Annotated in this window: 19 protein-coding genes; 5 read left to right on the top strand and 14 right to left on the bottom strand. The window is 37.1% G+C overall.

Annotation, left to right across the window (positions count from 1 at the left end; all coding sequences use genetic code 11):
- The first annotated feature begins 163 nt into the window (after window positions 1-163).
- Genes BUC25_RS14530 through BUC25_RS14520 form a run of 3 tightly spaced genes read left to right on the top strand, consistent with a single transcriptional unit; the run spans window position 164 to window position 1,931 of the window.
- Entirely contained in the window at window positions 164-748 is a 585-nt protein-coding gene (locus BUC25_RS14530; RefSeq protein WP_073202619.1) for a TetR/AcrR family transcriptional regulator, read from the top strand.
- 60 nt (window positions 749-808) lie between these two features.
- Complete coding sequence (locus BUC25_RS14525; RefSeq protein WP_073202618.1) at window positions 809-1,363, top strand: hypothetical protein; 555 nt, start codon at window positions 809-811, stop codon at window positions 1,361-1,363.
- Entirely contained in the window at window positions 1,353-1,931 is a 579-nt protein-coding gene (locus BUC25_RS14520; protein WP_073202617.1) for a GNAT family N-acetyltransferase, read from the top strand. The genes BUC25_RS14525 and BUC25_RS14520 overlap by 11 nt, the downstream gene beginning before the upstream one ends.
- Before the next feature lie 481 nt (window positions 1,932-2,412).
- Here BUC25_RS14520 and rlmD read toward each other — a convergent pair whose 3' ends face one another.
- The 11 genes from rlmD to BUC25_RS14465 form a co-directional block, all read right to left on the bottom strand.
- Entirely contained in the window at window positions 2,413-3,789 is a 1,377-nt protein-coding gene (gene rlmD, locus BUC25_RS14515) for a 23S rRNA (uracil(1939)-C(5))-methyltransferase RlmD (protein WP_073202616.1), read from the bottom strand.
- Between the two features lie 246 nt (window positions 3,790-4,035).
- Window positions 4,036-4,950: a diacylglycerol kinase gene (locus BUC25_RS14510; RefSeq protein ID WP_073202615.1), complete on the bottom strand. Its 915-nt coding sequence runs from the start codon at window positions 4,948-4,950 to the stop codon at window positions 4,036-4,038.
- Between the two features lie 804 nt (window positions 4,951-5,754).
- Window positions 5,755-7,188, bottom strand: coding sequence for an Asp-tRNA(Asn)/Glu-tRNA(Gln) amidotransferase subunit GatB (gene gatB / locus BUC25_RS14505; protein ID WP_073202614.1), 1,434 nt, complete (start codon window positions 7,186-7,188; stop codon window positions 5,755-5,757).
- Window positions 7,188-8,657, bottom strand: a complete 1,470-nt coding sequence (gene gatA / locus BUC25_RS14500) for an Asp-tRNA(Asn)/Glu-tRNA(Gln) amidotransferase subunit GatA (protein WP_073202613.1) — start codon at window positions 8,655-8,657, stop codon at window positions 7,188-7,190. The genes gatB and gatA overlap by 1 nt, the downstream gene beginning before the upstream one ends.
- Window positions 8,658-8,669: 12 nt before the next feature.
- Complete coding sequence (gene gatC, locus BUC25_RS14495) at window positions 8,670-8,960, bottom strand: Asp-tRNA(Asn)/Glu-tRNA(Gln) amidotransferase subunit GatC (protein WP_073202612.1); 291 nt, start codon at window positions 8,958-8,960, stop codon at window positions 8,670-8,672.
- Between the two features lie 169 nt (window positions 8,961-9,129).
- Window positions 9,130-10,293, bottom strand: coding sequence for a CamS family sex pheromone protein (locus BUC25_RS14490; RefSeq protein WP_073202611.1), 1,164 nt, complete (start codon window positions 10,291-10,293; stop codon window positions 9,130-9,132).
- Window positions 10,274-12,310 carry an NAD-dependent DNA ligase LigA gene (gene ligA, locus BUC25_RS14485; RefSeq protein WP_073202610.1) on the bottom strand — a complete coding sequence of 679 codons (2,037 nt, stop codon included), beginning with the start codon at window positions 12,308-12,310 and terminating at the stop codon, window positions 10,274-10,276. The genes BUC25_RS14490 and ligA overlap by 20 nt, the downstream gene beginning before the upstream one ends.
- A gap of 18 nt (window positions 12,311-12,328) precedes the next feature.
- Complete coding sequence (gene pcrA, locus BUC25_RS14480) at window positions 12,329-14,569, bottom strand: DNA helicase PcrA (protein ID WP_073202609.1); 2,241 nt, start codon at window positions 14,567-14,569, stop codon at window positions 12,329-12,331.
- Between the two features lie 16 nt (window positions 14,570-14,585).
- A complete protein-coding gene (gene pcrB, locus BUC25_RS14475; protein ID WP_073202608.1) occupies window positions 14,586-15,266 on the bottom strand; it encodes a heptaprenylglyceryl phosphate synthase in 681 nt (226 codons plus the stop codon).
- Window positions 15,267-15,645: 379 nt separating this feature from the next.
- Window positions 15,646-16,557 (bottom strand): nuclease-related domain-containing protein, encoded by a 912-nt coding sequence (locus tag BUC25_RS14470; protein ID WP_073202607.1) that lies wholly within the window; start codon window positions 16,555-16,557, stop codon window positions 15,646-15,648.
- 81 nt (window positions 16,558-16,638) lie between these two features.
- Window positions 16,639-18,132 carry a nitrate/nitrite transporter gene (locus BUC25_RS14465; RefSeq protein WP_073202606.1) on the bottom strand — a complete coding sequence of 498 codons (1,494 nt, stop codon included), beginning with the start codon at window positions 18,130-18,132 and terminating at the stop codon, window positions 16,639-16,641.
- Between the two features lie 303 nt (window positions 18,133-18,435).
- Between BUC25_RS14465 and ahpC the strand changes: the two genes are divergently transcribed.
- Together ahpC and ahpF are read left to right on the top strand one after the other, a co-directional pair.
- Window positions 18,436-18,999, top strand: coding sequence for an alkyl hydroperoxide reductase subunit C (gene ahpC, locus BUC25_RS14460; protein ID WP_073202605.1), 564 nt, complete (start codon window positions 18,436-18,438; stop codon window positions 18,997-18,999).
- 15 nt (window positions 19,000-19,014) lie between these two features.
- Window positions 19,015-20,541 (top strand): alkyl hydroperoxide reductase subunit F, encoded by a 1,527-nt coding sequence (gene ahpF / locus BUC25_RS14455; protein WP_073202604.1) that lies wholly within the window; start codon window positions 19,015-19,017, stop codon window positions 20,539-20,541.
- A gap of 204 nt (window positions 20,542-20,745) precedes the next feature.
- Here ahpF and BUC25_RS14450 read toward each other — a convergent pair whose 3' ends face one another.
- The 3 genes from BUC25_RS14450 to BUC25_RS14440 all read right to left on the bottom strand — a co-directional run bounded on the left by BUC25_RS14450 (window position 20,746) and on the right by BUC25_RS14440 (window position 23,284).
- Window positions 20,746-21,732 carry a Gfo/Idh/MocA family protein gene (locus BUC25_RS14450; protein ID WP_073202603.1) on the bottom strand — a complete coding sequence of 329 codons (987 nt, stop codon included), beginning with the start codon at window positions 21,730-21,732 and terminating at the stop codon, window positions 20,746-20,748.
- A gap of 78 nt (window positions 21,733-21,810) precedes the next feature.
- Entirely contained in the window at window positions 21,811-22,113 is a 303-nt protein-coding gene (locus tag BUC25_RS14445) for a YerC/YecD family TrpR-related protein (RefSeq protein ID WP_073202602.1), read from the bottom strand.
- 124 nt (window positions 22,114-22,237) lie between these two features.
- Window positions 22,238-23,284 (bottom strand): DUF3048 domain-containing protein, encoded by a 1,047-nt coding sequence (locus BUC25_RS14440; RefSeq protein ID WP_073202601.1) that lies wholly within the window; start codon window positions 23,282-23,284, stop codon window positions 22,238-22,240.
- Between the last annotated feature and the right edge of the window lie 81 nt (window positions 23,285-23,365).

Here is a 23,365-nt window from a genome sequence, read left to right as displayed (position 1 = left end):
GATTTACTCTGCCGGGAATTTTTTGAAAAAATTGAAGTTGCCGCCTTTCTCTTATCACTAATAATCTTTTTAAGAGAAGTACGAACAAAATTAATTTTTTACCTTGACCGATCGGTTAGTTAGTATTATATTATAATTAAGAACATTTATAAGGAGAGTTGAGATGTCTAAGGATTTAAGAATTACAAAGGGCAACGAAACAAAGAACCGAATTCTTTCTGCCTCGATAAAAATTATTTCAGAAGAAGGACTAAAAGGGTTAAGCGCCAAGAAAATAGCTGACCTTTCAGGAATTAGTAAGAGTAATATATTTCACCACTTTGGTTCTGTAGATGAAGTGTTACGCGTGATTTTTGAGAATATCCTTGCAGATATGGTGAAACCTATTGAATCTAATCAGGAAGCAGACTTAGAATCGTTTCTTACTTTTCTTGGGGAAAGTATCTACTCTCTTAGTGAGGAAGAAAAGTTATCCTATTCTGTGTTACTTCATTTCTACAATACTTGTTTATACGATGAAAAATATAGAGCCTACTTATTAAAAACCAAAGATGAGATGATTGATGCTATTGCAACACAGTTATCCCGCTATAGTTCTCAAAGAAAAGAAAAACTATTAAAGGTTTCTGAAATGATCATCATCACATTGGATGGTTACGGACTCCATTTTTTATTAGATTCTGATAGTGCTAGATTTAAGGAAATATGGACGTTACAAGTGGAAGCATGGCAGTCTCTTTTAAGATAAAGCACTGTCATTTTTAATAAAATAATATTGACCGTTCGAGCGGTCAGAAAGTGGTGTTCCATGTTGAAAATTCCAAAGTTTTTTCATGAAATATTAGGTGAATTTCAGACGAAATCTTCTTTAGTTGTTATTGTTATTTTTGTACTGTGCTCTGGTCTTTTAACAGGTATTCTGGGATATGATGAATGGAAGGAGTTATCTTTAATAAAACAAATAGTTACATGGTTTTTGTTCTTAGATATCTCAGGAGGAGTTATTGCCAATTTAACAAAGGGAACAGATTTATTTTATAATCGTTCTTCAAGGAACAGATGGATATTTATAGCTATTCACATTCAGCCCATTATCCTTTCATGGTCAATGGAGATATCGATTCATTACGGAATCATAATCTGTCTTTACACGATAATTAGTGCAGCATTCTTAAATTTAATTAGAGAGCACTCGATCCATACCCTCTTGGCAGGTAGTTTAACAGGTATAGGGTTGCTTATTGCAGCTTATTATAGTCAGGAAATACCTTTCTTTGCTTCAACATTATTCATTTTTTATATTTTTAAGGTACTGTTTAGCTTTTCCGTTTTTCATCATAGGGGGGAACAAAGTGACTATTAATGAAACCCATATCGATTTGCTATCTCGGGCATTTGAAAATGATCCTATGTTTATTCATTTATTATCAAACAAATACAGATCAAAAAAATTAATAAGATTTATCTTGAAACAAAATCGTTTATTAGATGGGCTGGTCCTAACAGACGATATGAACGATCCAAGTTACGTGGCAATAGTAGATCGACCTAGAAATCTTAGACATGTATCCATATGGGCTAAAGTTAAATTAAATATAGAGATGTTTTTATTACTATTTCGGTTACCATTTCATGTGCTTAGATTCTTAACTAACTATCAAAAAACCACTTTTTCAATTGCGCCAAATCAGCCTCATTATTATATAACCATGATTGGTGTAGACCCTTCCCATCAAGGAAAAGGCATTGGAAAAAAGGTTTTACGTGAGATTCATGAAATTGCTGAATCTTCTCAGCCAGCCTATCCTGTGGCACTTGATACCGAGAATCAGCAAAATGTTGCTTTTTACGAAAGGGTTGGTTACGAACTGATGGATACTAAAATCATCGATGGATTAGAAATATATTGTATGAGGCTTCCTGTAGCATAAATGTAAGGGAGGCGGTAGCTATATAGGTTTGTTAATCAGTATTATAGCTTTTGTTTCCTGTTCAATTTTTTCGACATTTTTTGTTTCTTCATTTTTGCTACTATCACAATTAAATCTGGCTATTACAAAGAGGACAACTTAATTACAATCTCGGGTAATACATTTCATAACACATTATGCTTTATTGATAGGTCAGGTGGAGAATATGAAGTTATAGTTAAAAATATTGAAGATGATTCTACAATTCTCTATGATTCTTGGAAGAACGAGGTTCCATCAGATTGATAGAGGGTATCATTAATAGTATGGAAGTTCAAGGAATGGTGGGTACTTTTAATATGAAAGGTAACTATATCTGTTATGACTCTCAACTGCAAATGATAGATTCTCTCTCTAAGTAAAAAATCCCCCAAACTTTTCAGTCCGAGGGAGAAAACAAATTAATTTTCACTTTAAGTCCATTAAACTTATTGATACGTATCTATTTCAACTCTATCAACGCCACGCACTCAACATGTGTAGTTTGTGGAAACATATCCACCGGCTGGACTTCTTTCGTTTCATAACCTCCATCTTCTAATACACGCAAATCACGTGCTAATGTGGATGGATTACAGGAAACGTAGACAATACGCTTTGGTTTCATTTCTACCATTGCATGTAATAGTGCCTCATCACAACCTTTTCTTGGTGGATCAACGACAATAACATCTGGCATTAGACCTTGAGCTTGCCACCAGGGCATCACTTTCTCTGCTTGTCCCACAAAGAATTCAGCATTCTCAATTTGATTTAGTTTTGCATTTTCCTTGGCATCACTAATAGCTTCAGGAACAATTTCCACACCATAAACCTTTTTGGCCTTTTGTGCGAGAAATAATGAAATGGTACCAATACCACAATAAGCATCTATGACCGTCTCATTGCCCGAAAGATCAGCATATTCCAATGCTTTGTCGTATAATTTTTTGGTTTGAGTTGGGTTGACTTGATAAAAGGATTTGGCGGAGATAGCAAATTTGATATCGCCAATTTCGTCATATATATATTCGTCTCCCCACAACACTTTTGTTTTCTTGCCAAGAATGACATTTGTTCGATCATTGTTGATATTTTGCACGATTGATTTAATATGAGGATATGTTTCTGTTAGTTCGCCTATCAAAGCATTTAATTGTGGCACTTTTTCTGTTCTCGTTATTAAAACAATCATTGTTTGCTTGGTTACATGACCCGATCTAACCATTATATGTCGTAAGATACCACGATGATTTTGTTCATCATACGCTTCTATCCCTAGGCGATTAGCTATTTCACGGACTTCATCTACCATCCGGTCATTGACTTCATCCGTTATGATACATCGCTCCATATCATCGATGATATCATGGCTTCTTTTTCGATAAAAACCGGTAATCAACTCCCCATTTTTCGAGCCGACAGGTATCTGTACTTTATTTCTATATCGCCATGGATCGTTCATGCCAATCGTAGGTTGGACCGGAATATTTTCAATGTGCCCAATCTTCCTTAAAGAGTTATACACTTGGTTTCTTTTCATATTCAACTGCATGTCGTAACTCATATGCTGCAATTGACATCCACCACATTTATAATAGACATTACATGGTGGATCGACACGATGTTCACTTTCATTTGTCGTCTCTATTAAACGACCAAAGCCAAAGTTCTTCTTCACTTTGATTACTTTTACTTTGGCAGATTCTCCTGGAAGGCCATAAGGAACAAATAAAGGATATCCATTTATTTTTCCTACTCCGTCACCTTCGTGTGTTATATCTTCAAATGTAACTTCAATTGTTTGATTCTTTTTTACGGGCGGGGCAATTTTTGTCATATTATCAACGTCCTTTGTCTAAAAAAAATGTCCTAGTCGTACCTCGACAATCTTTCTTATCATATGCTGTCCAAATTTTATCATAGCTCGTGTCAAATAGGAAATACTGTGTCTAATTTAATCATTTCCTGGGAAATAATTTACTGAAAGTGTTAAATTCATCAAGCCTTGTAGAAATCTATTGTAACTTTCTCATTTATTTAGCAAAAAAAGATACATCCATTGATTAGAATGTATCTTTTGTTTTTATTCAATTTCTGTTTGTTTCTCAATGAATTGTTCTGATACAAAGAATTCAATATGCTGATAAAGATTCTCGAATTCACCTGGTAATAAACCACCATACTCGCCATCTAGATTTAATTGCATTTTTTCATCAGTAGAAACTTTTATTCGATTTGCTTTTGTATAGAAAATATTCTTATCCTCTAAGTGTGCCCCTCTAGTGGCCAAGCTAGCTATCCGTACGAATTCAGCCAAATTTGTTTTACGAAGAATCACTAAATCAAAATAGCCATCGTCCATTTTAGCCTCTGGTGCAATTTTCTCAAATCCACCGACAGAATTGGTATTGGAGACAAGAAAAAGCATAATTTCATCTTCAAAAATCTTCCCATCATACTCAATTTGCACATTGATCGGTTTTAATGATGGTAACATTTCAATACCTTTTAAATAATAGGCGAGTTGGCCTAGCATTGTTTTTAATTTACTTGGCACTTCGTATGTTAATTCGGTCAGTTTTCCACCACCAGCAATATTCATAAAATAGTGCTCATTAACTTTACCAATATCAAGCTTTCGAATGTTATGTTCTAATATTACACTTACTGCTTTTTGAATATCCCTTGGAATACCTAATGCACGTGCAAAATCATTAGTGGTACCTACAGGAATAACCGCTAATTGTGGTCGATGATCTTGTTCAGCTATGCCATGCAATACTTCATTAACTGTGCCATCTCCACCAGCTGCGATAATTAATTCAAATTTGTTTTCGACAGCATATTTTGCAGCATCAATCGCATCTCCCTCACATGTAGTGGCATGAGTAGACGTTTCATATCCTGCTTCTTCAAATCTCCTTAATACTTCTGGCAATTCTTTTTTAAATAGCTCTCTACCAGAAGTAGGGTTATAGATAATACGTGCTCGTTTCATATTCATTCTCCTCTTAACGAAAAACCTTCTACCTATCATCATATATGTTTTGGTTATTTTTGCAAATCATAAGCAAAAGTGATTCTTTTTACAGGAAGTATATTTCTTTTAATAGATATCTTTCTTGTGTAAATGTATTTTACAACACCAAACATGAACATTGTTGAACAGTATAAGGTAACTGCGCAACAAATGGTGTAGTAATTTTGAAATGATGTGTGTGCTTAAAAACCGCTACGGCTTGTCCGCTTCCCTTTCCACGGGTTTTTCTCCTCAGCTAACTTTGGTAAGCAAAGATCACTTACCAAAGTGGATCTTCGGATAAAAACATCCCGTAGGAGTAGAAGCGGACTCCTACGCTAATTTGATATTCTACAACGCTAGCATGAGGTTGCATTATAACATTACTTTCATGTAAAAAATTCGTTGATTGGAGTAACAGCTCAAAATGTTAGCTGGCACAATAGTTGTAGAACCGTTATATTAGCGCAGGCCGCCCACTTTCACTCCTGTGGGAACCTTTTACCTGAAGATCCACTTTTTTAAGCGTTCTTTGCTTAAAAAAGTTAGTTAAAGGGAAAACCCCATGGAAAGGAAAGTGGGCAGCCGGAGCAGCTATTTATCAGACAATACATTTCAAAATTACCACTTTGGCTAATAAATACACATAAGTTATTGCGTAGTATCTTCCTAATACGCATAAAATAAAAATCCAAACGATTTCAAAGTCTATTTGAAACGTCTGGATTTATTTTCGAATTACAAGATTATTTTTTCTTATACACTTTTATCACGTGTTTCTTATTACCTTTTTTCCATTTCTTCTAAAATTATCTTGTTAACCATCGGTGGATTGGCTTGTCCTTTAGTTGCTTTCATTGTTTGACCAACTAGGAAACCAAGTGCTTTATCTTTACCGTTTTTGTAATCAATGATCGATTGTTCATTTTCATCCAAAATCCCTGTAATGATATCACGAAGCTGACCCTCGTCAGAAATTTGTACAAGACCTTTGTCTTTGACAATTTTTTCTGGATCTCCACCATTCTCTACAAGCTCTGCAAATACTTTTTTCGCCATTTTAGACGAAATCGTTCCATCTTCGATTAATTGAATCATTTTCGCAAGAGAAGAAGGTGTCATTTTCAAGTCTTGAATTTCTACTTGTTGCTTATTCATATAAGCAGATACTTCACCCATTAACCAGTTCGATGCTTGTTTGGTATCTGCACCAGCTGCAATGGTTTCCTCAAAGAAGTCAGACATTTCTTTTGTACTTGTTAAAACAGCTGCATCATATGTTGGTAGATCTAAGTCTTTTACATAACGCTCACGTCTTGCATCTGGTAATTCTGGAATTTCTGCACGAATGCGTTCCTTCCACGCTTCATCAATATAAAGTGGTACAAGGTCTGGTTCTGGGAAATAACGATAATCGTCGGAACCTTCTTTTACACGCATTAGAATTGTTTCTTTCTTTTGTTCGTCATAACGACGGGTCTCCTGAAGAATTTCGCCACCATTTAACAGTACTTCTCGCTGGCGTTTTTCCTCAAATTCAAGTCCTTTTTGAACAAAAGAGAAGGAGTTTAAGTTCTTTAATTCTGTTTTTGTACCAAATTCCTCTTGTCCAACTGGACGAATTGAAATATTGGCGTCACAACGTAAAGAACCTTCTTCCATCTTACAGTCAGAAACTCCAGTATATTGGATAATATTTTTTAGTTTTTCTAAGTAAGCATAAGCTTCTTCTGGTGTACGAATGTCTGGTTCTGATACAATTTCAACAAGTGGTGTACCTTGACGGTTATAATCAACTAGTGAATAACCATCATCGCCGTGTGTTAATTTACCAGCATCCTCTTCCAAATGAAGACGGGTAATACCGATTTTCTTTTTCTCACCGTTTACTTCAATTTCAATCCAGCCATTTTCGCCAATTGGTTGATCAAATTGCGAAATTTGGTAAGCTTTCGGATTATCTGGATAGAAATAGTTTTTACGATCAAATTTCGTATTTGTTGCGATATCACAATTGATTGCCATCGATGCTTTCATCGCATAATTAACTGCTTCTTCGTTTAGTACTGGTAATACACCTGGATAGCCTAAATCGATTGGATTGACATTCGCATTTGGTTCTGAACCGAATGCATTAGGTGCCGGACTAAAAATTTTAGATGCTGTTTTTAATTCCACGTGTACCTCTAAACCAATAACTGTTTCAAAATTTGTCATTACTGGTCACCTCCTAAGTTAGGACGTTTTGTATGGTGATCGGTTGCTTGCTCATAAGCATATGCGGTACGATAAATCATCGACTCATCAAAGTGTTTACCGATAATTTGTAAACCGATTGGTAATCCTTTGCTAGAGAATCCACAAGGCAATGAAATACCCGGCAAGCCGGCAAGATTTACAGGAGTTGTTAATACATCGTCCGTGTACATTGTTAATGGATCATCAATTTTTTCGCCGACTTTATATGCAGGTGTTGGAGTCGTTGGTCCAATTACAACGTCATATTCTGCAAAGATTTTTTCAAAGTCATTTTTAATTAATGTACGAACTTTTTGTGCTTTTTTGTAATAGGCATCATAGTAACCTGAACTCAAGGCAAACGTACCAAGCATAATACGACGTTTTACTTCATCCCCAAAGCCTTCTGCACGAGATTCTTTGAACATATCAATCATATCAACATTTTTTTCGGTACGTTTACCGTAACGTACACCATCAAATCGTGCTAGGTTGGCACTTGCTTCAGATGATGCTAATAGGTAATACGCTGCTACCGCATATTTGGAATGTGGCAAGGAAACTTCTTCCCATGTAGCACCTAATTCTTCATATTGTTTTAATGCTGCTAGTACCGCTTCTTTTATCTCAGGGTCAACCCCTTCTGTTAAGTACTCTTTTGGTACTGCAATACGTAATCCTTTGACATCTTCTTTAAATGCATCACTGTAGTTTGGAACTTCGACATTAGCTGAAGTTGAATCCATTTCGTCATGTCCTACAATGGCTTGTAAAAGGTGTGCGTTATCTTCTACTGTTCTTGTGATTGGTCCGATTTGATCTAAGGAAGAAGCGAATGCCACTAAACCAAAACGGGATACAAGACCGTATGTTGGTTTCATGCCTACTACACCACAGAATGCTGCCGGTTGACGAATCGAACCACCAGTATCAGATCCTAGTGAGAATAATACTTCACCTGCCGCTACAGCAGCTGCAGAACCCCCACTCGATCCACCTGGTACATAATCGGTATTCCATGGGTTACGAGTTTTTGCGTAACTTGAATTTTCTGTTGATGAACCCATTGCAAATTCATCCATGTTTAATTTTCCAATATTGATGGTGTTTTCAGCATTTAGCTTTTGGACAACGGTAGCGTCATATAAAGGATCATTTAAGTTATCTAAAATTTGACTGGCACAAGTTGTGCGCACTCCTTTTGTAACAATATTATCTTTAATACCAATTGGCATACCGTATAGAATCGATGCATCAGCACCTAACTTTTCATCTAATTCTTTCGCTTGTTTTATTGCTTTCTCTTCATTTAATGTTAAAAATGCTTGTACCTGATCATCTACTTCATTAATTCTATCGTACGATGCTTGTACAAGATCACTGATCGTTATTTCTTTATTATGTAGCTTTTCTTGTAATTCTTTTAACGTGTAATCAAAAAGTGACAAAAGAAACCCTCCTTATTCTAGAATTGATGGTACACGGAATTGACCATCTTTTTGATCTGGTGCATTTTTTAATGCATCTTCTTTTTTGATCCATTCTTTTGGCTCATCTTTACGCATCACATTTTTTAAATCTAATACGTGTGTGGTTGGCTCCACGTTCTCCGTATCTAATTCGTTTAATAATTCTGCGTAGTTAATGATATCACCCAATTGCTTTGTGAACATTTCTACTTCTTCATCTGTTACAGCAAGACGAGCTAAATTAGCAACGTGCTTGACTTGATCTTTTGAGATATCTGCCATGTTCTTCACCTCCGTATATATTAAAACCTTATTATATTAATTGAGATCCAATAACGTGAGACATAAATCAGTGGGCGTTTAAAACCCCACTGATTCTTAACGGATTTTATCACCGCGACAACGTTTATTTTACCATTAATCTTGCTATTTCAAAACATTTTGAACAGAATTAATGGTAAATATGGACAAATCCTTCTTCTTCTCCAGGATTACGAACAATTAATGCTTCTTGTGTATCTCCCGATGTAATATTTATTTCCAACTGATAATTATTGGGAAAACCTGATAAAACAAGCCCATAAACATATTGTGTGAAACCGATGAGTTCAGCCTTTCCATAAAACGACACCGGGATTTCTACCGTTAGTTTTTGTAAATTACCATTTTGATAGAAACCTTTACCGATCACACTCACATAATTCGGGAAATATGAAGCGACATCTGATTCAAAGTCGACCAATGTTGCATGGGTATCTGCATACGTATTTCGCCCATATTCAGATGGAAATAATACATTTTCCTCGTTCACTTCTTTCCATTCATCTATAGTTGCACGATCACCTGGTACATTTGTTTTTGCTACAAAATTACCAGGTACAAGTGAACTTTGAGCGGATTCCCTAAAGATAGATAACATAATCGGGACATTTTCTAATCCTTCTATTTGACGGATTCTTTGAACGACTTCATCCGCTATTTGGTTCGCTTCTGAAAGCATTTTATCTTTTGGAATATCTTCATAATACTCAACCCCAGGTTCTGTTTGAAAACGATAGACGGATTTCATAGCAATTCCGATTGAAATACCTGCTAATTCGACCACGTCATCTTCCGACTTTGTTAAGTAATTTTGTTCTAAAATATGAGAAAGGTATTTCGGATTGCTTTTTTCTGCTTCCTCTATTTCTTCTTCTTCTGCATCACTATTCAATTCTATCTCAGGGTTAAGTCCAAGGGGTTCTTCATCTTCATCGTAACGTTCTAACCAATCATACAGTATATCATCCGTTAAATACTGACCCTCTTGAAAATAATAGGTTTCTGGATCAAATACTTCTTTCGAATGGCGACGTAATCCCTCTTCCAATTCATCAATATCGACACGATTGGCAATTTGATTGGTAATAACACCCCGTGCTTGACTTAAATTCGAATCAATCAGTACACGATAGTTTTCCTCAGACAAATTATGTTTCGGGATGATCGCTGTCTCTTGCAGACTATCATCTACATTTTCATCTATTATCGCTTCTTCTTCTTGCTCACCGAAATTAGGGGCACATCCTGATAAAACGAGTACTCCGACACAAAGGCTAGCCATCCACTTCTTCATTCTGTTTTGAATCCCCCTCAAGTGTCTCTTGTAATAATTGTTCGTCCCAAATTTCTATATTTAAGCTTTGTGCTTTATCTAACTTGGAACCAGCATCCTCTCCAGCAATTAACAGATCTGTTTTTTTACTTACACTTCCTGTTACATTACCGCCTAAGGCTTCGATACGCTGTTTTGCTTCCTGTCTTGTATAAATCGCTAACTTACCAGTTAAAACGACTGTTTTTCCAGAAAAAGGACTATCATCCGCTGCTTCGGTTACTTTTGGCCCCTGATATGTTAAATTCAAGCCTAGCTCATGTAGCTCTGAAATAAGTTGATTTACTTTCTCATCTTCAAAGTAGCGGACAATCGAGTCTGCCATTTTATCGCCTATTTCATCTACAGCTACTAGATCATCAAAACTTGCCTCTTGTAACTTATCCATGTTTTCAAAGTGTGCTGCTAACGTTTTAGCTGCTTTTGAACCAACATAGCGGATACCAAGACCAAATAACAAACGCTCTAATGAATTTTCTTTTGAATCATCAATTGCTTTCAACAAGTTTTCTACTGACTTCTCTCCCATACGCTCTAATTTAAGGAGTTCATCACGATTTAATCGATAAAGATCGGCAATGGTATGAATATACTCTGCTTGAAAAAGTTGTTCTACCACTTTTTCACCTAATCCATCAATATTCATAGCAAGCCGTGATACAAAATGGATAAGTCCTTCTTTTAATTGAGCTGGGCAGTTTGGGTTAATACATCGCAATGCTACTTCTTCTTCTAAACGAACTAATTCCGCTCCACAGGATGGACAATTCTCTGGCATTGCAAAAGGTTGCTGTTGATCAGTTCGCATATCTTCTACAACACGTACTACTTCTGGAATAATATCTCCAGCTTTTTTGATCACTACCGTATCCCCAATACGAATGTCTTTCTCTTTAATTAAATCTTCATTATGAAGAGAAGCTCGCTGTACCGTTGTACCCGCGACTTTAACAGGCTCTAAGATCGCTGTTGGTGTGACAACTCCTGTACGACCGACGCTTAGCTCGATATCAGTTAATGTTGTTATCGCTTCTTCAGCTGGAAATTTATATGCTGTTGCCCAACGTGGACTTTTTGCGGTAAAACCTAACTGTTCTTGCGCTTCTAAATTATCCACTTTAATAACGATCCCGTCAATATCATAGGAGAGGTTGGCGCGTTTTTCAACCCATTCTTCGACGTATTGAATGACTTCTTCAATACTGTTACATTTTCGCCATTCTGGATTTGTCTTAAAACCAATTTCCTCTAAGTATTGGAGCCGCTCACTATGTGTTTCGAGTGTACCTGACTCCCATTCGCCAACCGCATATAAAAAGATATCAAGTTGACGTTTTGCTGCAATTTTCGGATCCAATTGCCTTAGCGATCCAGCTGCTGCATTCCTTGGATTCGCAAAAGGCTCCTCTTCGTTCTCTTCGCGTTTTTTATTAAGTGAAACAAACGCCTGTTGTGGCATAAATGCTTCTCCGCGAACTTCGATCGGGGCCTGATCTGGAATTCTTAATGGGATACTTTTGATTGTTTTTAAGTTACTGGTAATATCTTCACCTGTAGTTCCATCACCTCTTGTTGCGCCTTGAACAAACAGGCCGTCTTGGTATCGCAATGAAATCGCTAGTCCGTCAATCTTTAGCTCACAAACATAGGTTACACTCCCTGTTGCTAAACCTTCACGGACACGACGATCAAAATCTCTTAAATCTTCTTCGCTAAAGGCATTCCCTAGACTCAACATTGGAACACGATGGGCGACTTTTTTAAAGGCGTCCAATGGCTCGCCTCCTACCCGTTGAGATGGCGAGTCAGCAGTAATAAGCGCAGGAAACTCTGCTTCTATATCTTTTAATTTTTTCATTTTTTTATCGTATTCCGCATCTGGTACGCTTGGTTTATCCAAAACATGATATTCATAGTTATATTGATTTAATTCTCCACGTAATGTCGCCAATTGCTCTCGTGCCTCATTCTCTGTCATGTTAAGTGCACCTCCTTTTTACGCTTTCGTAATTGGGGCAAATTTAGCAAGAAGTCGTTTAATTCCTGTTGGTGCAGGAAAGGCAATATCCAATTCCATCGCATCACCCGATCCATTCACTTTCACTACTGTACCTTGTCCCCATTTTTTATGATTTGCTTTGTCACCAACTTGCCAAGCTTCTTTTTCACCACCAGTTGTCTCTTTTATGATTCTTTGTGGTTTACGTTTCGGTTTTGATGTGTCAAAAGGTAACTCCTGATCCTGAATCGATATTCCACCTAATTTGGAACCAAATGACGATTCCTGCTGTTCGTCTTTTCCTTCTACTAAATCTTTCGGTATCTCGTCGATAAAGCGACTAATTGGATTCATATTGGTTCGTCCAAACAATGTACGCATCTTCGCATGGGATACATGCAAGAGTTTCTCGGCTCGGGTTATCCCTACATAGGCGAGACGACGTTCTTCCTCCATTTGGTCATCGTCCATCATCGAACGACTATGCGGGAAGACACTTTCCTCCATACCAATTAAGAAGACAACAGGAAATTCTAACCCTTTCGCTGCATGTAACGTCATCATCGTTACTTTATCATTCGCGGTTGGATCATCATCCATTCGATCAATATCAGAAATTAACGCTAAATCTGTTAAGAAGCTTACCAATGTTTTGTCTTCATTAGTTTCTTCAAAATGTTTTGTTACGGTTTTAAATTCTTCGATATTCTCTAAACGGGTCTGTGCTTCAATGCTTCGTTCATTTAGTAACATTTCTTCATAGCCGGTTTTTCCGATCACTTCCTCGACCATATCAGTAGCAGTGAGAAACTCTTGTTGTTGTGTCCAGTTTTTGATCATTTGGCCGAACTGCATTAATGATTTCGCCGCTTTGGCACTAACTCCAACAAAATCAACCTCTTGCACAGCTGTATACATCGAAATATCATGTGCTGCCGCATAGGCCTGTAATTTATCTAACGATGTTTTCCCAATGCCTCGTTTCGGTTCATTTACGACACGAGCAAAACTAATATCATCCTCGGGATTCACAATCAGACGGAGATAGGCAAGCATGTCCTTGATTTCTTTTCGATCGTAGAACTTGGTACCGCCAACCATTTGATAAGGAATATTTGCTTTCATAAATGTTTCCTCAATCGCACGGGATTGGGCATTGGTCCGGTAAAGTACCGCAATATCATTATGTTTATAATTTTGTTGCATTACTAGTTCTTCGATACGGTCTGCTACAAACAAGCCTTCTTCTCGTTCGGTTGACGCTTGAAAATAACGGATTTTATTGCCATCGTTATTATCTGTCCAAAGATTTTTCGGTTTTCTGCCTGTATTGTTTTCAATTACTTGGTTTGCTGCTTGTAAAATCGATCTTGTCGAACGGTAATTTTGTTCTAACATCACCACGCGGGCGGATGGATAATCTTTTTCAAATGATAAGATATTGGTAATATCCGCACCGCGCCAGGCATAAATCGACTGATCGGAATCCCCGACAACACAAAGGTTCTGAAAACGGGAAGCCAATTGTTTAACGAGTTGATACTGCGCATGGTTGGTATCTTGATACTCATCCACATGAATATATTGAAAACGGCGCTGAAAATATTCTAATACCTCTGGCACCCTTTTGAAAAGATGGATTGTCTGCATAATCAAATCATCGAAATCCAATGACTGATTTTTTCGTAAGCGACGTTGGTATTCCGTATAGACTTCCGACACTTGCCTGCTGAAAAAGTCGTTCGCGTTTTCCGCAAATGTTTCAGGGGTAATCAATTCATTTTTAGCACCGCTAATCATCCCTAGGATTGCTCTTGGTTCGAATTTTTTAGCATCGATATTTTTATCTTTGACAATATTTTTAATAACCGTAAGCTGATCACCACTATCTAATATCGAAAAATTACGACTATAACCTATGCGGTCAATGTCACGTCTCAAAATCCGTACACACATTGAGTGAAAAGTTGATACCCACATATCATTACCGTAGGAGCCAACAAGTGCGGCAATTCGGTCTTTCATTTCACGAGCCGCTTTATTTGTAAAAGTAATCGCTAAAACGTTTCGTGGTGATACATCTTTTTCATCTAATAAATAGGCAATTCGGTGTGTTAATACTCGTGTTTTACCACTACCTGCACCTGCCATAATTAAGAGTGGTCCTTCTGTATGTTGAACTGCCTCTTGCTGTGGCTTGTTTAACCCTTTTAATAAGTCGTGTTTCATCCGACTCATCCTAACACCGTCCTTTTTACTTTGTTGCTTTCACTGTTTTTAGCGCTTCTTTGGGATGATCATATATGACATTGCCAACGACAATAATGTCTGCATATTGACTCATTTCAGCGGCTTGTTCTTTCGATTCTATGCCACCACCATAGATCAGCTTCGTTTGTTTTAGCTCACGACTGATTTTTTTGGTAAGTGACGGATCACCATAGGTACCACTGTATTCTAAATAGAAAAAAGGTAGCCGGAATAAATGCTCAGCCATTCTCGCATAAGCGATCGCATCTTCTTCTGTAGGTAGTTTGCAGTCGGCATGCTTGTAAACTTTTGATTGCTGATTCATAATACAATAACCCTCAGCAAACATCTCATCCCAGTTAACGATATCACCATATTCGTGAATCGCTTCATGCTGGACATCCATCATCCATTTTTTCTGTTGGCTGTTTAACACCATCGGTACAAAATAATAGTCAAAGCCTGGTGTAACCGATTCGATATTCGATATCTCGAGAATAACTGGCACCGTATGACGGCGAATTCTGCTTAATAATTGTAATACTCCATCAAGTGTGACATGATCTGTGCCACCAACAATAATGGCGTCTGTCCCCGATTCACATATTTTATCTATCATTTCTTCTGAGATCTCTTTCGCCGGATCTAATTTGAAGATATGTTTCCATTCGTCGATATTATACACAATAATAATCCTCCATTAATGACGATTCTATATCCATTATTTCATTATAGCAAAAAACTAGACAATTTTAGAATGATATCTTGTAGAAATTAGAATCTGTTACATCTATTTGATAAAAAAATAGTGAGACTGTGCGATATATTCTTTATCGGACAAAGCGCGTGATGCGAAGTGCTCCTTTTGGGTGATATATCCTTTTATCGGACAAAACAGGTGCGCCGGGGTGCTCCTTTTGGACGATATATACTTTTATCGTACAAAACTTCTGGGGCGTTGTACTTTTTTTGGGCGATATAAACTTTTATCGTACAAAATTGATGCTCCAGTCTTCTCCTTAGGGCGATATATCTACTCTTCGTACAACTTCGTTAAAATTTTTTTAGTTGCCCTCCATTTTTACATAATAAGCACCTTTATTTTTCCCTTTTTGCAAGAAATTTTTGTTCAACATATAGCGTATGCGTTTTTGTGCTACAGGTAATTGTATCCAATCACATATTTTATCAGTAGTGATGCGTTGTTCAGGAAAAAGGAATATGAACTCTTCAATTGTTCTCAAAACGGCTGATTGTAAAGATTCACGTACATCGCAATGACGACAAATACACGTTCGACCATCTACTGTTTCAAAGAATTTGTAACACGACGGACATGGGATACCTTTTTTTAATTCGTTATATTGATAGGTAGGCGGCTGCGTGTATGGTGATTTCTCAAGACTGATTGATTGAAATTTCTCTCCTAATTGATAAAAAGAAGTGTCTAAAGGAGGGCATTGACGGAATTTATGAAAGTATCGATTTAACTGTGAGGGTAATAGTAGTTTGGATGAACGCGGAGCTTGAAATAACGTGAATTCAGGGTTTACAAAAACGACTTTTGCTTGAAGCTGATTGGAGAATCCTAAATATTTAAGTAGTTGTCGTAATAGAGCTTCACTTCTTTTCAACTGTGTTAATGGATCATCAATTTCTTGCTGGGGTTCGATAAATAGTTTATTGTTCTCGTAATAGTAGTTACCTAGGAAGTTTTTTACCTCATACATGTAAATAGTATTGTCAATAAGCAGGATGTTATCTACTTGGAAGAATTTATTGTTGTGGGAGAACGAGAGGTCTGTTAAGGATAGATAATCGCATTGTATTTTATCGATATAAGCATCAAATAAAAGCTCACCTTCGTATCCCTTTTTCAACTTGCGATACTTACTGTTTTCATCAGATGATAATCCTCTGCGAATACGGAGGTATTCATACAAGATTAACTCATAGGGTTTCTTTCGAGAATTCATTGTTAAACTTCCTTTCTATATTAATTGTTATATATTTTACAGTAAATAACATAAGAATACCAGACGTATGTAACGCCTGGCTCATTTGTCAATCTCACTAAAAACACCAACATAATTGGTTACATTATCCCCAGCATCCTTTAATACGCTGATTGATAACCATTGAGTATAAATTTCTCCATCTTTTCGTTTATTTATGATTTTACCTTGCCAAATCTCTTTTTCTCTTATTTGTTGCCACATTTCATTATAAAACTCTTCACTTTGTTCTCCAGAGCTTAATATATTTGGGTTCGTACTTAGGACTTCCTCTTCTAGATAACCAGTAATCTTCTCGAATGCTTTATTAACTTTTGTGATTTTTCCATTTTCATCTGTCACTAGAATTCCTTGTCCCGCATTATTCACAATGTAATTGGATAGGTTTAATTTATCCGTATAGTACATCCAGATGATAATAATCAAGCTGGCAAGCGCAAATTGAGACAAGGCCATAAAGCCAATCGCGTAATGACCATTAATATCATGGACAATTGTTAATATTATCGGAGGGGAAAATCCACCTAAACCACCCATTGCCGCCACTATACCATTGACAATCCCTGCTTGTTTCGAGAAATATAATGGCACTAGTTTAAAAATTGTACCATTACCTATCCCAGAGAAGATTGCTACCGACAGGCTTCCAATCGTATAAAGCAAAATGGTTGGTGAAAATGATAATAAAATTCCAGAAACAGTTAGCCCTGCAAAGACAATCATTAATACTTTAAAAGGATTAAATTTATCACCTAACCAGCCACCAACTGGTCTTAATAACGTGCACAGAGCAATGAATCCGGCTGTCCGTAAGCCTGCATCTACTTCTGTTAGTTGAAACTCAGAAACTAGAAAATTTGGTAAATAAACGGTTAAAGCAACAAATGACCCAAATGTCAGGAAATAAAAGAAGCTGAGAAACCATAATTTATTATTTTTATAAACACTTAATACTTGTTGTTTTAACGAAGTTTCCATTTTTGGCTCGTTTCGATCGCCATAAATATAATTTAAAATTGCAAATAATAATAAGGGAATGATAAATACAAATACGGCAATTCGCCAACTGTACATCCCCGCAATAATTGGTGCACCAAATGATGTAAAGGCTGTTCCGATATTACCGACGCCATAAATCCCATTGACAAAGCCATGTTTTTCTTTTGGATAATACTTGGGTAATGATGTAACACCAACAGAAAATACTGCTCCACCAATCCCCAAAAATAGACCTGCTACTATTAAATCGGCAAAACTATTGGCCATTCCTAAATAACCAACTGGCAATATCAGAAACAACATACTTAAGATAAACAATCCTCTAGCACCAAAGCGGTTGGTGTAGAACCCTAAAGGAACACGTAGTACAGACCCTAAAATCACGGGAACGGCAGTAATTAAAGAGATTTGACCGGCAGTTAATGAAATATCCTGTTTAATAAAACTCATTAAAGATGATAACAATACCCAGACCATAAAACCGACTACTAGACTAAGGGTTTGTAGTGGCAACTGACGACCTTTTATATTCTTCATTTTCATCACTTCCTCTCTATATCCATATCTCGTTATTCATTATCATATCTGCTTTTAGTTTTATAACGTGTGATTTTTTTCACACAATGCTATATAAAAGATTCTTTTAGCCTGAATAATAAAATCTTTTTTCGATTAAAATGATAAAATGGAGTAATTTGTTATAATTATTTGAAGAATAGCCTTTAGCTTGACAGTCCCACTACTATTTCATTTATAATTACAATTGTTGTGTAATAGATACTTTTTGTTTATAAAGAGTATCAATAAAATATAAAGAATTTATCAAGGAGGACAATCATTATGTCATTAATCGGAAAAGAAGTACTGCCATTCCAGGCGGAAGCGTTTCGTCAAGGAGAATTTTTAGATGTATCAGAAAACAATTTCAAAGGTAAATGGAGTATTGTTTGCTTTTATCCTGCAGACTTTACCTTCGTATGTCCGACAGAATTGGAAGATTTACAAAATCAATATGCAGAATTGCAAAAATTAGGTGTTGAGGTTTACTCTGTTTCCACGGATACACACTTTACGCATAAAGCATGGCATGAAAGTTCAGATGCGATTGGAACAATTGAGTATACAATGATCGGTGATCCATCACACGTTATCTCTCAAAACTTCGATGTTTTACGTGAAGATGCAGGTCTTGCAGATCGCGGTACTTTTATCATTGATCCAGATGGTATTATTCAAGCAGCAGAAATCAATGCAGAAGGTATTGGACGTGACGCGAGCCAGCTAATCAACAAAATCAAAGCAGCACAGTACGTACGTAACAATCCTGGTGAAGTTTGCCCAGCTAAATGGGAAGAAGGAAGCGACACACTTAAACCAAGTATTGATCTAGTTGGTAAAATATAAGAAAGAAGGGTCTAAATGCTTGAGCAAGAAATAAAATCACAACTACAAGAATATTTGAAACTATTAGAGGACGATATTGTTATAAAAGCAAGTGTGGGTTCTGATGATGTTTCTAAAGAAGTTGACGAACTCGTAAATGAAATTGCAAGCATGTCTGACAAAATTTCAATCGAACAAGGATCTTTTGACCGCACTCCAAGCTTTAGCATTAACCGTAAAGGGGAAGACACTGGCGTTATTTTCGCTGGTGTTCCGCTTGGACATGAGTTCACATCCTTAGTGCTTGCACTATTACAGGTTAGTGGACGCGCACCTAAGGTCGAAGAAGCTACGATTGAACAAATTAAAAAACTAGAAGGACCACTTCATTTTGAAACATATGTAAGTCTTTCTTGCCAAAAGTGTCCGGATGTTGTACAAGCATTAAACATTATGAGTGTCGTACATCCTGACATCACACACACGATGGTAGAAGGTTCTGCATTCAAAGAGGAAGTAGAAAGTAAAGATGTAATGGCAGTGCCTTCTGTTTATCTAAATGGTGAACAATTTGTCGATGGACGTCAAACACTTGAAAGCATCCTTGAGGAACTCGGAAGCAGTGTCGACATTTCTGAGTTAAATGAGAAAGAGCCATATGATGTACTCGTTGTTGGCGGTGGTCCTGCTGGGGCAAGTGCAGCCATTTATGCAGCCCGTAAAGGCATCCGTACTGGCATCGTAGCGGAACGATTCGGTGGTCAAGTCCAAGATACACTTGGTATTGAGAACTTCATTACCACAAAATATACCGAAGGACCAAAGCTTGTTGCTAATTTAGAAGAGCATGTCAAGGATTATGACGTAGACATCATGAACTCAATGCGTGCTAAATCTTTAGAAAAAAGAGATTTCTTCGAATTAGAACTTGAAAATGGCGCGATGTTAAAAAGTAAGACACTCGTGGTATCGACAGGTGCTCGTTGGCGCAATATCGGTGTTCCAGGTGAAGCGGAATTCAAAAATAAAGGGGTAGCTTATTGCCCACACTGTGATGGCCCTATTTTTGAAGGTAAAGAGGTTGCTGTAATCGGTGGAGGTAACTCTGGCGTCGAAGCAGCAATTGACCTTGCAGGTATCGTCAAACATGTTACTGTTTTAGAATTTTTACCAGAGCTGAAAGCAGACTCAGTACTTCAGGATCGTCTGCACAGCCTGCCGAATGTAACGGTTATTACTAATGCTAGAACTTCTGAGATTTATGGAAATGATAAAGTAGAAGGTTTACGCTATGTCGACCGTGAATCAGAAGAGGAAAAAGATATTGCTTTAGCAGGTGTCTTCGTACAAATTGGATTAGTACCAAATACAGAATTTCTAGAAGGCACACTTGAGCGAAACAAATTTGGTGAAATCATAGTTGATGAGCGTGGCACCACAAGCATTCCAGGTGTATTCGCAGCAGGTGATTGCACGAATAGTGCGTACAAACAAATCATCATTTCAATGGGATCAGGTGCCACAGCAGCATTGGGCGCATTTGATCATTTGATCAGAAACTAATCTAGTAAATAAAAAGGTTGTCACCGATTTTTGGTGACAACCTTTTTTTCTTATGGACAAAACATTCGATTTTGAAGTTTTCTGTCCGTAATATCCATTCTTATGGACAATACATCTAATTATTAAACAATTTTGTCCGCAAGATTCATTCTTAAGGACAAAAAACATGAATTTCCCACAAAACTGTCCGTAAGAACTTGCATTTCACTTTTGATCTGCCGGAAATCGAAGCCCTATTTCTTCTCGCGCTTGATCCAATATCCGCATTGTTGCTAACGAAGAATCCCATGTATTCACATCATTTTCTATTTTTCCGTCCTCAATGGTTTCGATAAATGATTTTGCTTCATAATACATCGTGTTTTCTTCCTGGCCAGTATCTAAGACTTCTTCGGTGCCATCATGATAAACGATTTTCAGATCATTCATATCCGAAAACTTCCCAATAACAATCGATCCTTTTTCCCCTTGTATCTCTGATGGCATTGAAGAATTCGTGATTTTCGAGAACATGGCTACACCATTTAAATCAGGATAATCTACTGTAACCGTTCCTTCTCCATCCACCCCAGATTCCAGCATATATGCTGTTGCTTTTACTCGGGTTGGTTCTCCAAACAAAGCTACCATTGGGTATAGGCAATAAACACCAATGTCCATTAGCGATCCATTTGATAACTCTGGCTTAAAAGCGTTCAAGACGATTCCTTCTTTATATTTATCATAGCGAGAAGAATACTGACAGAAGTTCGCTACATAACGACGAACAGGTCCAATTTTATCAAGACTCTCTTTCATTAACTTAAAGTTAGGGACATGTGTTGTTTTCATAGCTTCCATTAAAGTAACGTTATTTCTCTTAGCGGTTTCGATCATTTGCAAAACTTCTCGTTCATTTGAAGCAAAAGGTTTCTCAACAATCACATGTTTCCCGCCGTTCATGCAGGTAATCGCATGTTCGCTGTGCAGGGCAGTTGGTGATGCAATATAGACCGCATCGATGGAGTCGCTGTTCACGAATGCTTCCACATCCGTGAATATTGTTTCTACTTGATATTTACTAGCAAATGCTTCAGCATTATCTTCTGTTCTTGAATAGACAGCACTTAATTCAAAATTTTCTAATTTACTTGCACCATCAATAAAACGATCGGTAATCCAATTAGTTCCTATTACGCCAAATCTAATCATCTAGTTCCCTCCACTAATCAAAGTTTCACTTTATAAACGTCGAAAAAGAGTACCTAAAAGCAGGCACTCTTGATTATTCTACTCCTGTTCCTCTTCCTTTAAACGGTCCAACACAATACGATAGCCATCATTACCATAGGCTAAACAACGCTTGACACGTGAAATTGTTGTCGTTGATGCACTCGACTCTTTTGCAATTGTGGTATATGTTTGACCTTCATCAAGCATTTTAGCAACATGCAGTCGTTGTGCTAGTGACTGGATTTCATTCATTGTTGCAATATCATCAAAAAAACGATAACATTCTTCGCGATTTTTCAGTGTTAAAACAGCATCGAATAATTGATCTAATTGTTTGCCACGCAATTTATCAATTTGCATGGTATACACCTCTCCTTTTTAACGCGCTGTAGACATCTGTAATACCTATAAAAATTGAAATATATCTTTCTGATAAGTTTCATCGAGTATAGCGGGAGTCGAAAACCCTGATTGAAGCCTCAAGTTATTCCGTTCCACTAGATAGTTGAACACCATCAATACCAGGACTAGTCGGGATAACGTTTACCCATGTTTGACCTGGTACAAACGGAACTGGCTCTCCATCCTTTGTTGGGATTATTCTACCATCATTTCGCTCCCATTGCACGTGTTGTACTTTACCTTGCTGTAGTAATAAAGCATTGCCACCAGATTCCAAATCAATTTCACGACGACCAGCATCATCAATCACTTGGTGTGGCGTCTCCATAATTAAGACATTATCAAGCATGATAGGTGTACTATCTGTCTTTTCTACTGTTTGTACTCCATCACTATACCGTTCGTAACTTTTCTCTTCTTGATTATAGACATATCTTACTGAATAATTACTATAACTAAATTGAACATCTGTAGCAGATTCCCCAGCTAATTCTGCATCTTCCTCAATAAAAGTAAGGGGTTGATACTCCGCATCCAATGAATACCCTTGTTCCTCAGCACGTTGATAAATACCATCAAATAAGGCATAAGAGTTGTGGGGAGCAACACGATCACTGGAACGCTCAAATAATACTTTGTCATTATCGTAATACATGCCGTTTAATCCTTGTGCTGCACCGTTTTGGATCATATCTTCAATAAAATTAGCTGCACCATGATATACATAAATGGCATTATAATCATCCGCTAAATTAAAATAATAAGGTCTTGCACTACGCACCGGCCCCACCCGTTCAGGAATATTACTATGAAAAATTGCCATAAATCGGGTAATGTTACCTTCCGCTAAGATTTCAAATACAGTATCTGCTTGTGACAGACCTGTTTGCGGTCTGGCTTTAGGATGGTTATTGACCATAACTGCTATCATTCTTCCCTTTGCCGCTTGTTCTGCTTCCATACCAGTTAACGGATAAATATGTTCTGGTTCTTCTGGCTCTTCAGGTTCTTCTATCACTTCTTCTACCGAATCCTCTTCTGGTTCAGGTTCCTTAGCTGTTTCTTCATCCTTGGAACAAGCAACTAAAGAAAAAAGCAATATAAAAATAACTAATAATAACTTTTTCATCTGTCTTCCACCTTTTTTAATATATGTAGAAATCAAAGATCGGCATACAATCAAATGCATGCCGATTGAACTATTTATAGT

It is taken from the genome of Gracilibacillus kekensis (genome assembly GCF_900143085.1).
GTDB classification, from domain to species: Bacteria; Bacillota; Bacilli; order Bacillales; family Amphibacillaceae; genus Gracilibacillus; species Gracilibacillus kekensis.
This window is presented reverse-complemented; position numbering and strand designations above follow the sequence as displayed.

Coding starts and splice junctions, on each gene's coding strand:
- rlmD (WP_073202616.1), bottom strand. CDS start 3,789: ATGACAAAAATTGCCCCGCCCGTAAAAAAGAATCAAACAATTGAAGTT.
- BUC25_RS14470 (WP_073202607.1), bottom strand. CDS start 16,557: ATGAATTCTCGAAAGAAACCCTATGAGTTAATCTTGTATGAATACCTC.
- BUC25_RS14490 (WP_073202611.1), bottom strand. CDS start 10,293: ATGAAGAAGTGGATGGCTAGCCTTTGTGTCGGAGTACTCGTTTTATCA.
- BUC25_RS14450 (WP_073202603.1), bottom strand. CDS start 21,732: ATGATTAGATTTGGCGTAATAGGAACTAATTGGATTACCGATCGTTTT.
- BUC25_RS14445 (WP_073202602.1), bottom strand. CDS start 22,113: ATGCAAATTGATAAATTGCGTGGCAAACAATTAGATCAATTATTCGAT.
- ahpC (WP_073202605.1), top strand. CDS start 18,436: ATGTCATTAATCGGAAAAGAAGTACTGCCATTCCAGGCGGAAGCGTTT.
- BUC25_RS14525 (WP_073202618.1), top strand. CDS start 809: ATGTTGAAAATTCCAAAGTTTTTTCATGAAATATTAGGTGAATTTCAG.
- ahpF (WP_073202604.1), top strand. CDS start 19,015: ATGCTTGAGCAAGAAATAAAATCACAACTACAAGAATATTTGAAACTA.
- gatC (WP_073202612.1), bottom strand. CDS start 8,960: ATGGCAGATATCTCAAAAGATCAAGTCAAGCACGTTGCTAATTTAGCT.
- BUC25_RS14440 (WP_073202601.1), bottom strand. CDS start 23,284: ATGAAAAAGTTATTATTAGTTATTTTTATATTGCTTTTTTCTTTAGTT.
- BUC25_RS14465 (WP_073202606.1), bottom strand. CDS start 18,132: ATGAAGAATATAAAAGGTCGTCAGTTGCCACTACAAACCCTTAGTCTA.
- gatB (WP_073202614.1), bottom strand. CDS start 7,188: ATGACAAATTTTGAAACAGTTATTGGTTTAGAGGTACACGTGGAATTA.
- ligA (WP_073202610.1), bottom strand. CDS start 12,310: ATGACAGAGAATGAGGCACGAGAGCAATTGGCGACATTACGTGGAGAA.
- pcrA (WP_073202609.1), bottom strand. CDS start 14,569: ATGAGTCGGATGAAACACGACTTATTAAAAGGGTTAAACAAGCCACAG.
- BUC25_RS14510 (WP_073202615.1), bottom strand. CDS start 4,950: ATGAAACGAGCACGTATTATCTATAACCCTACTTCTGGTAGAGAGCTA.
- BUC25_RS14530 (WP_073202619.1), top strand. CDS start 164: ATGTCTAAGGATTTAAGAATTACAAAGGGCAACGAAACAAAGAACCGA.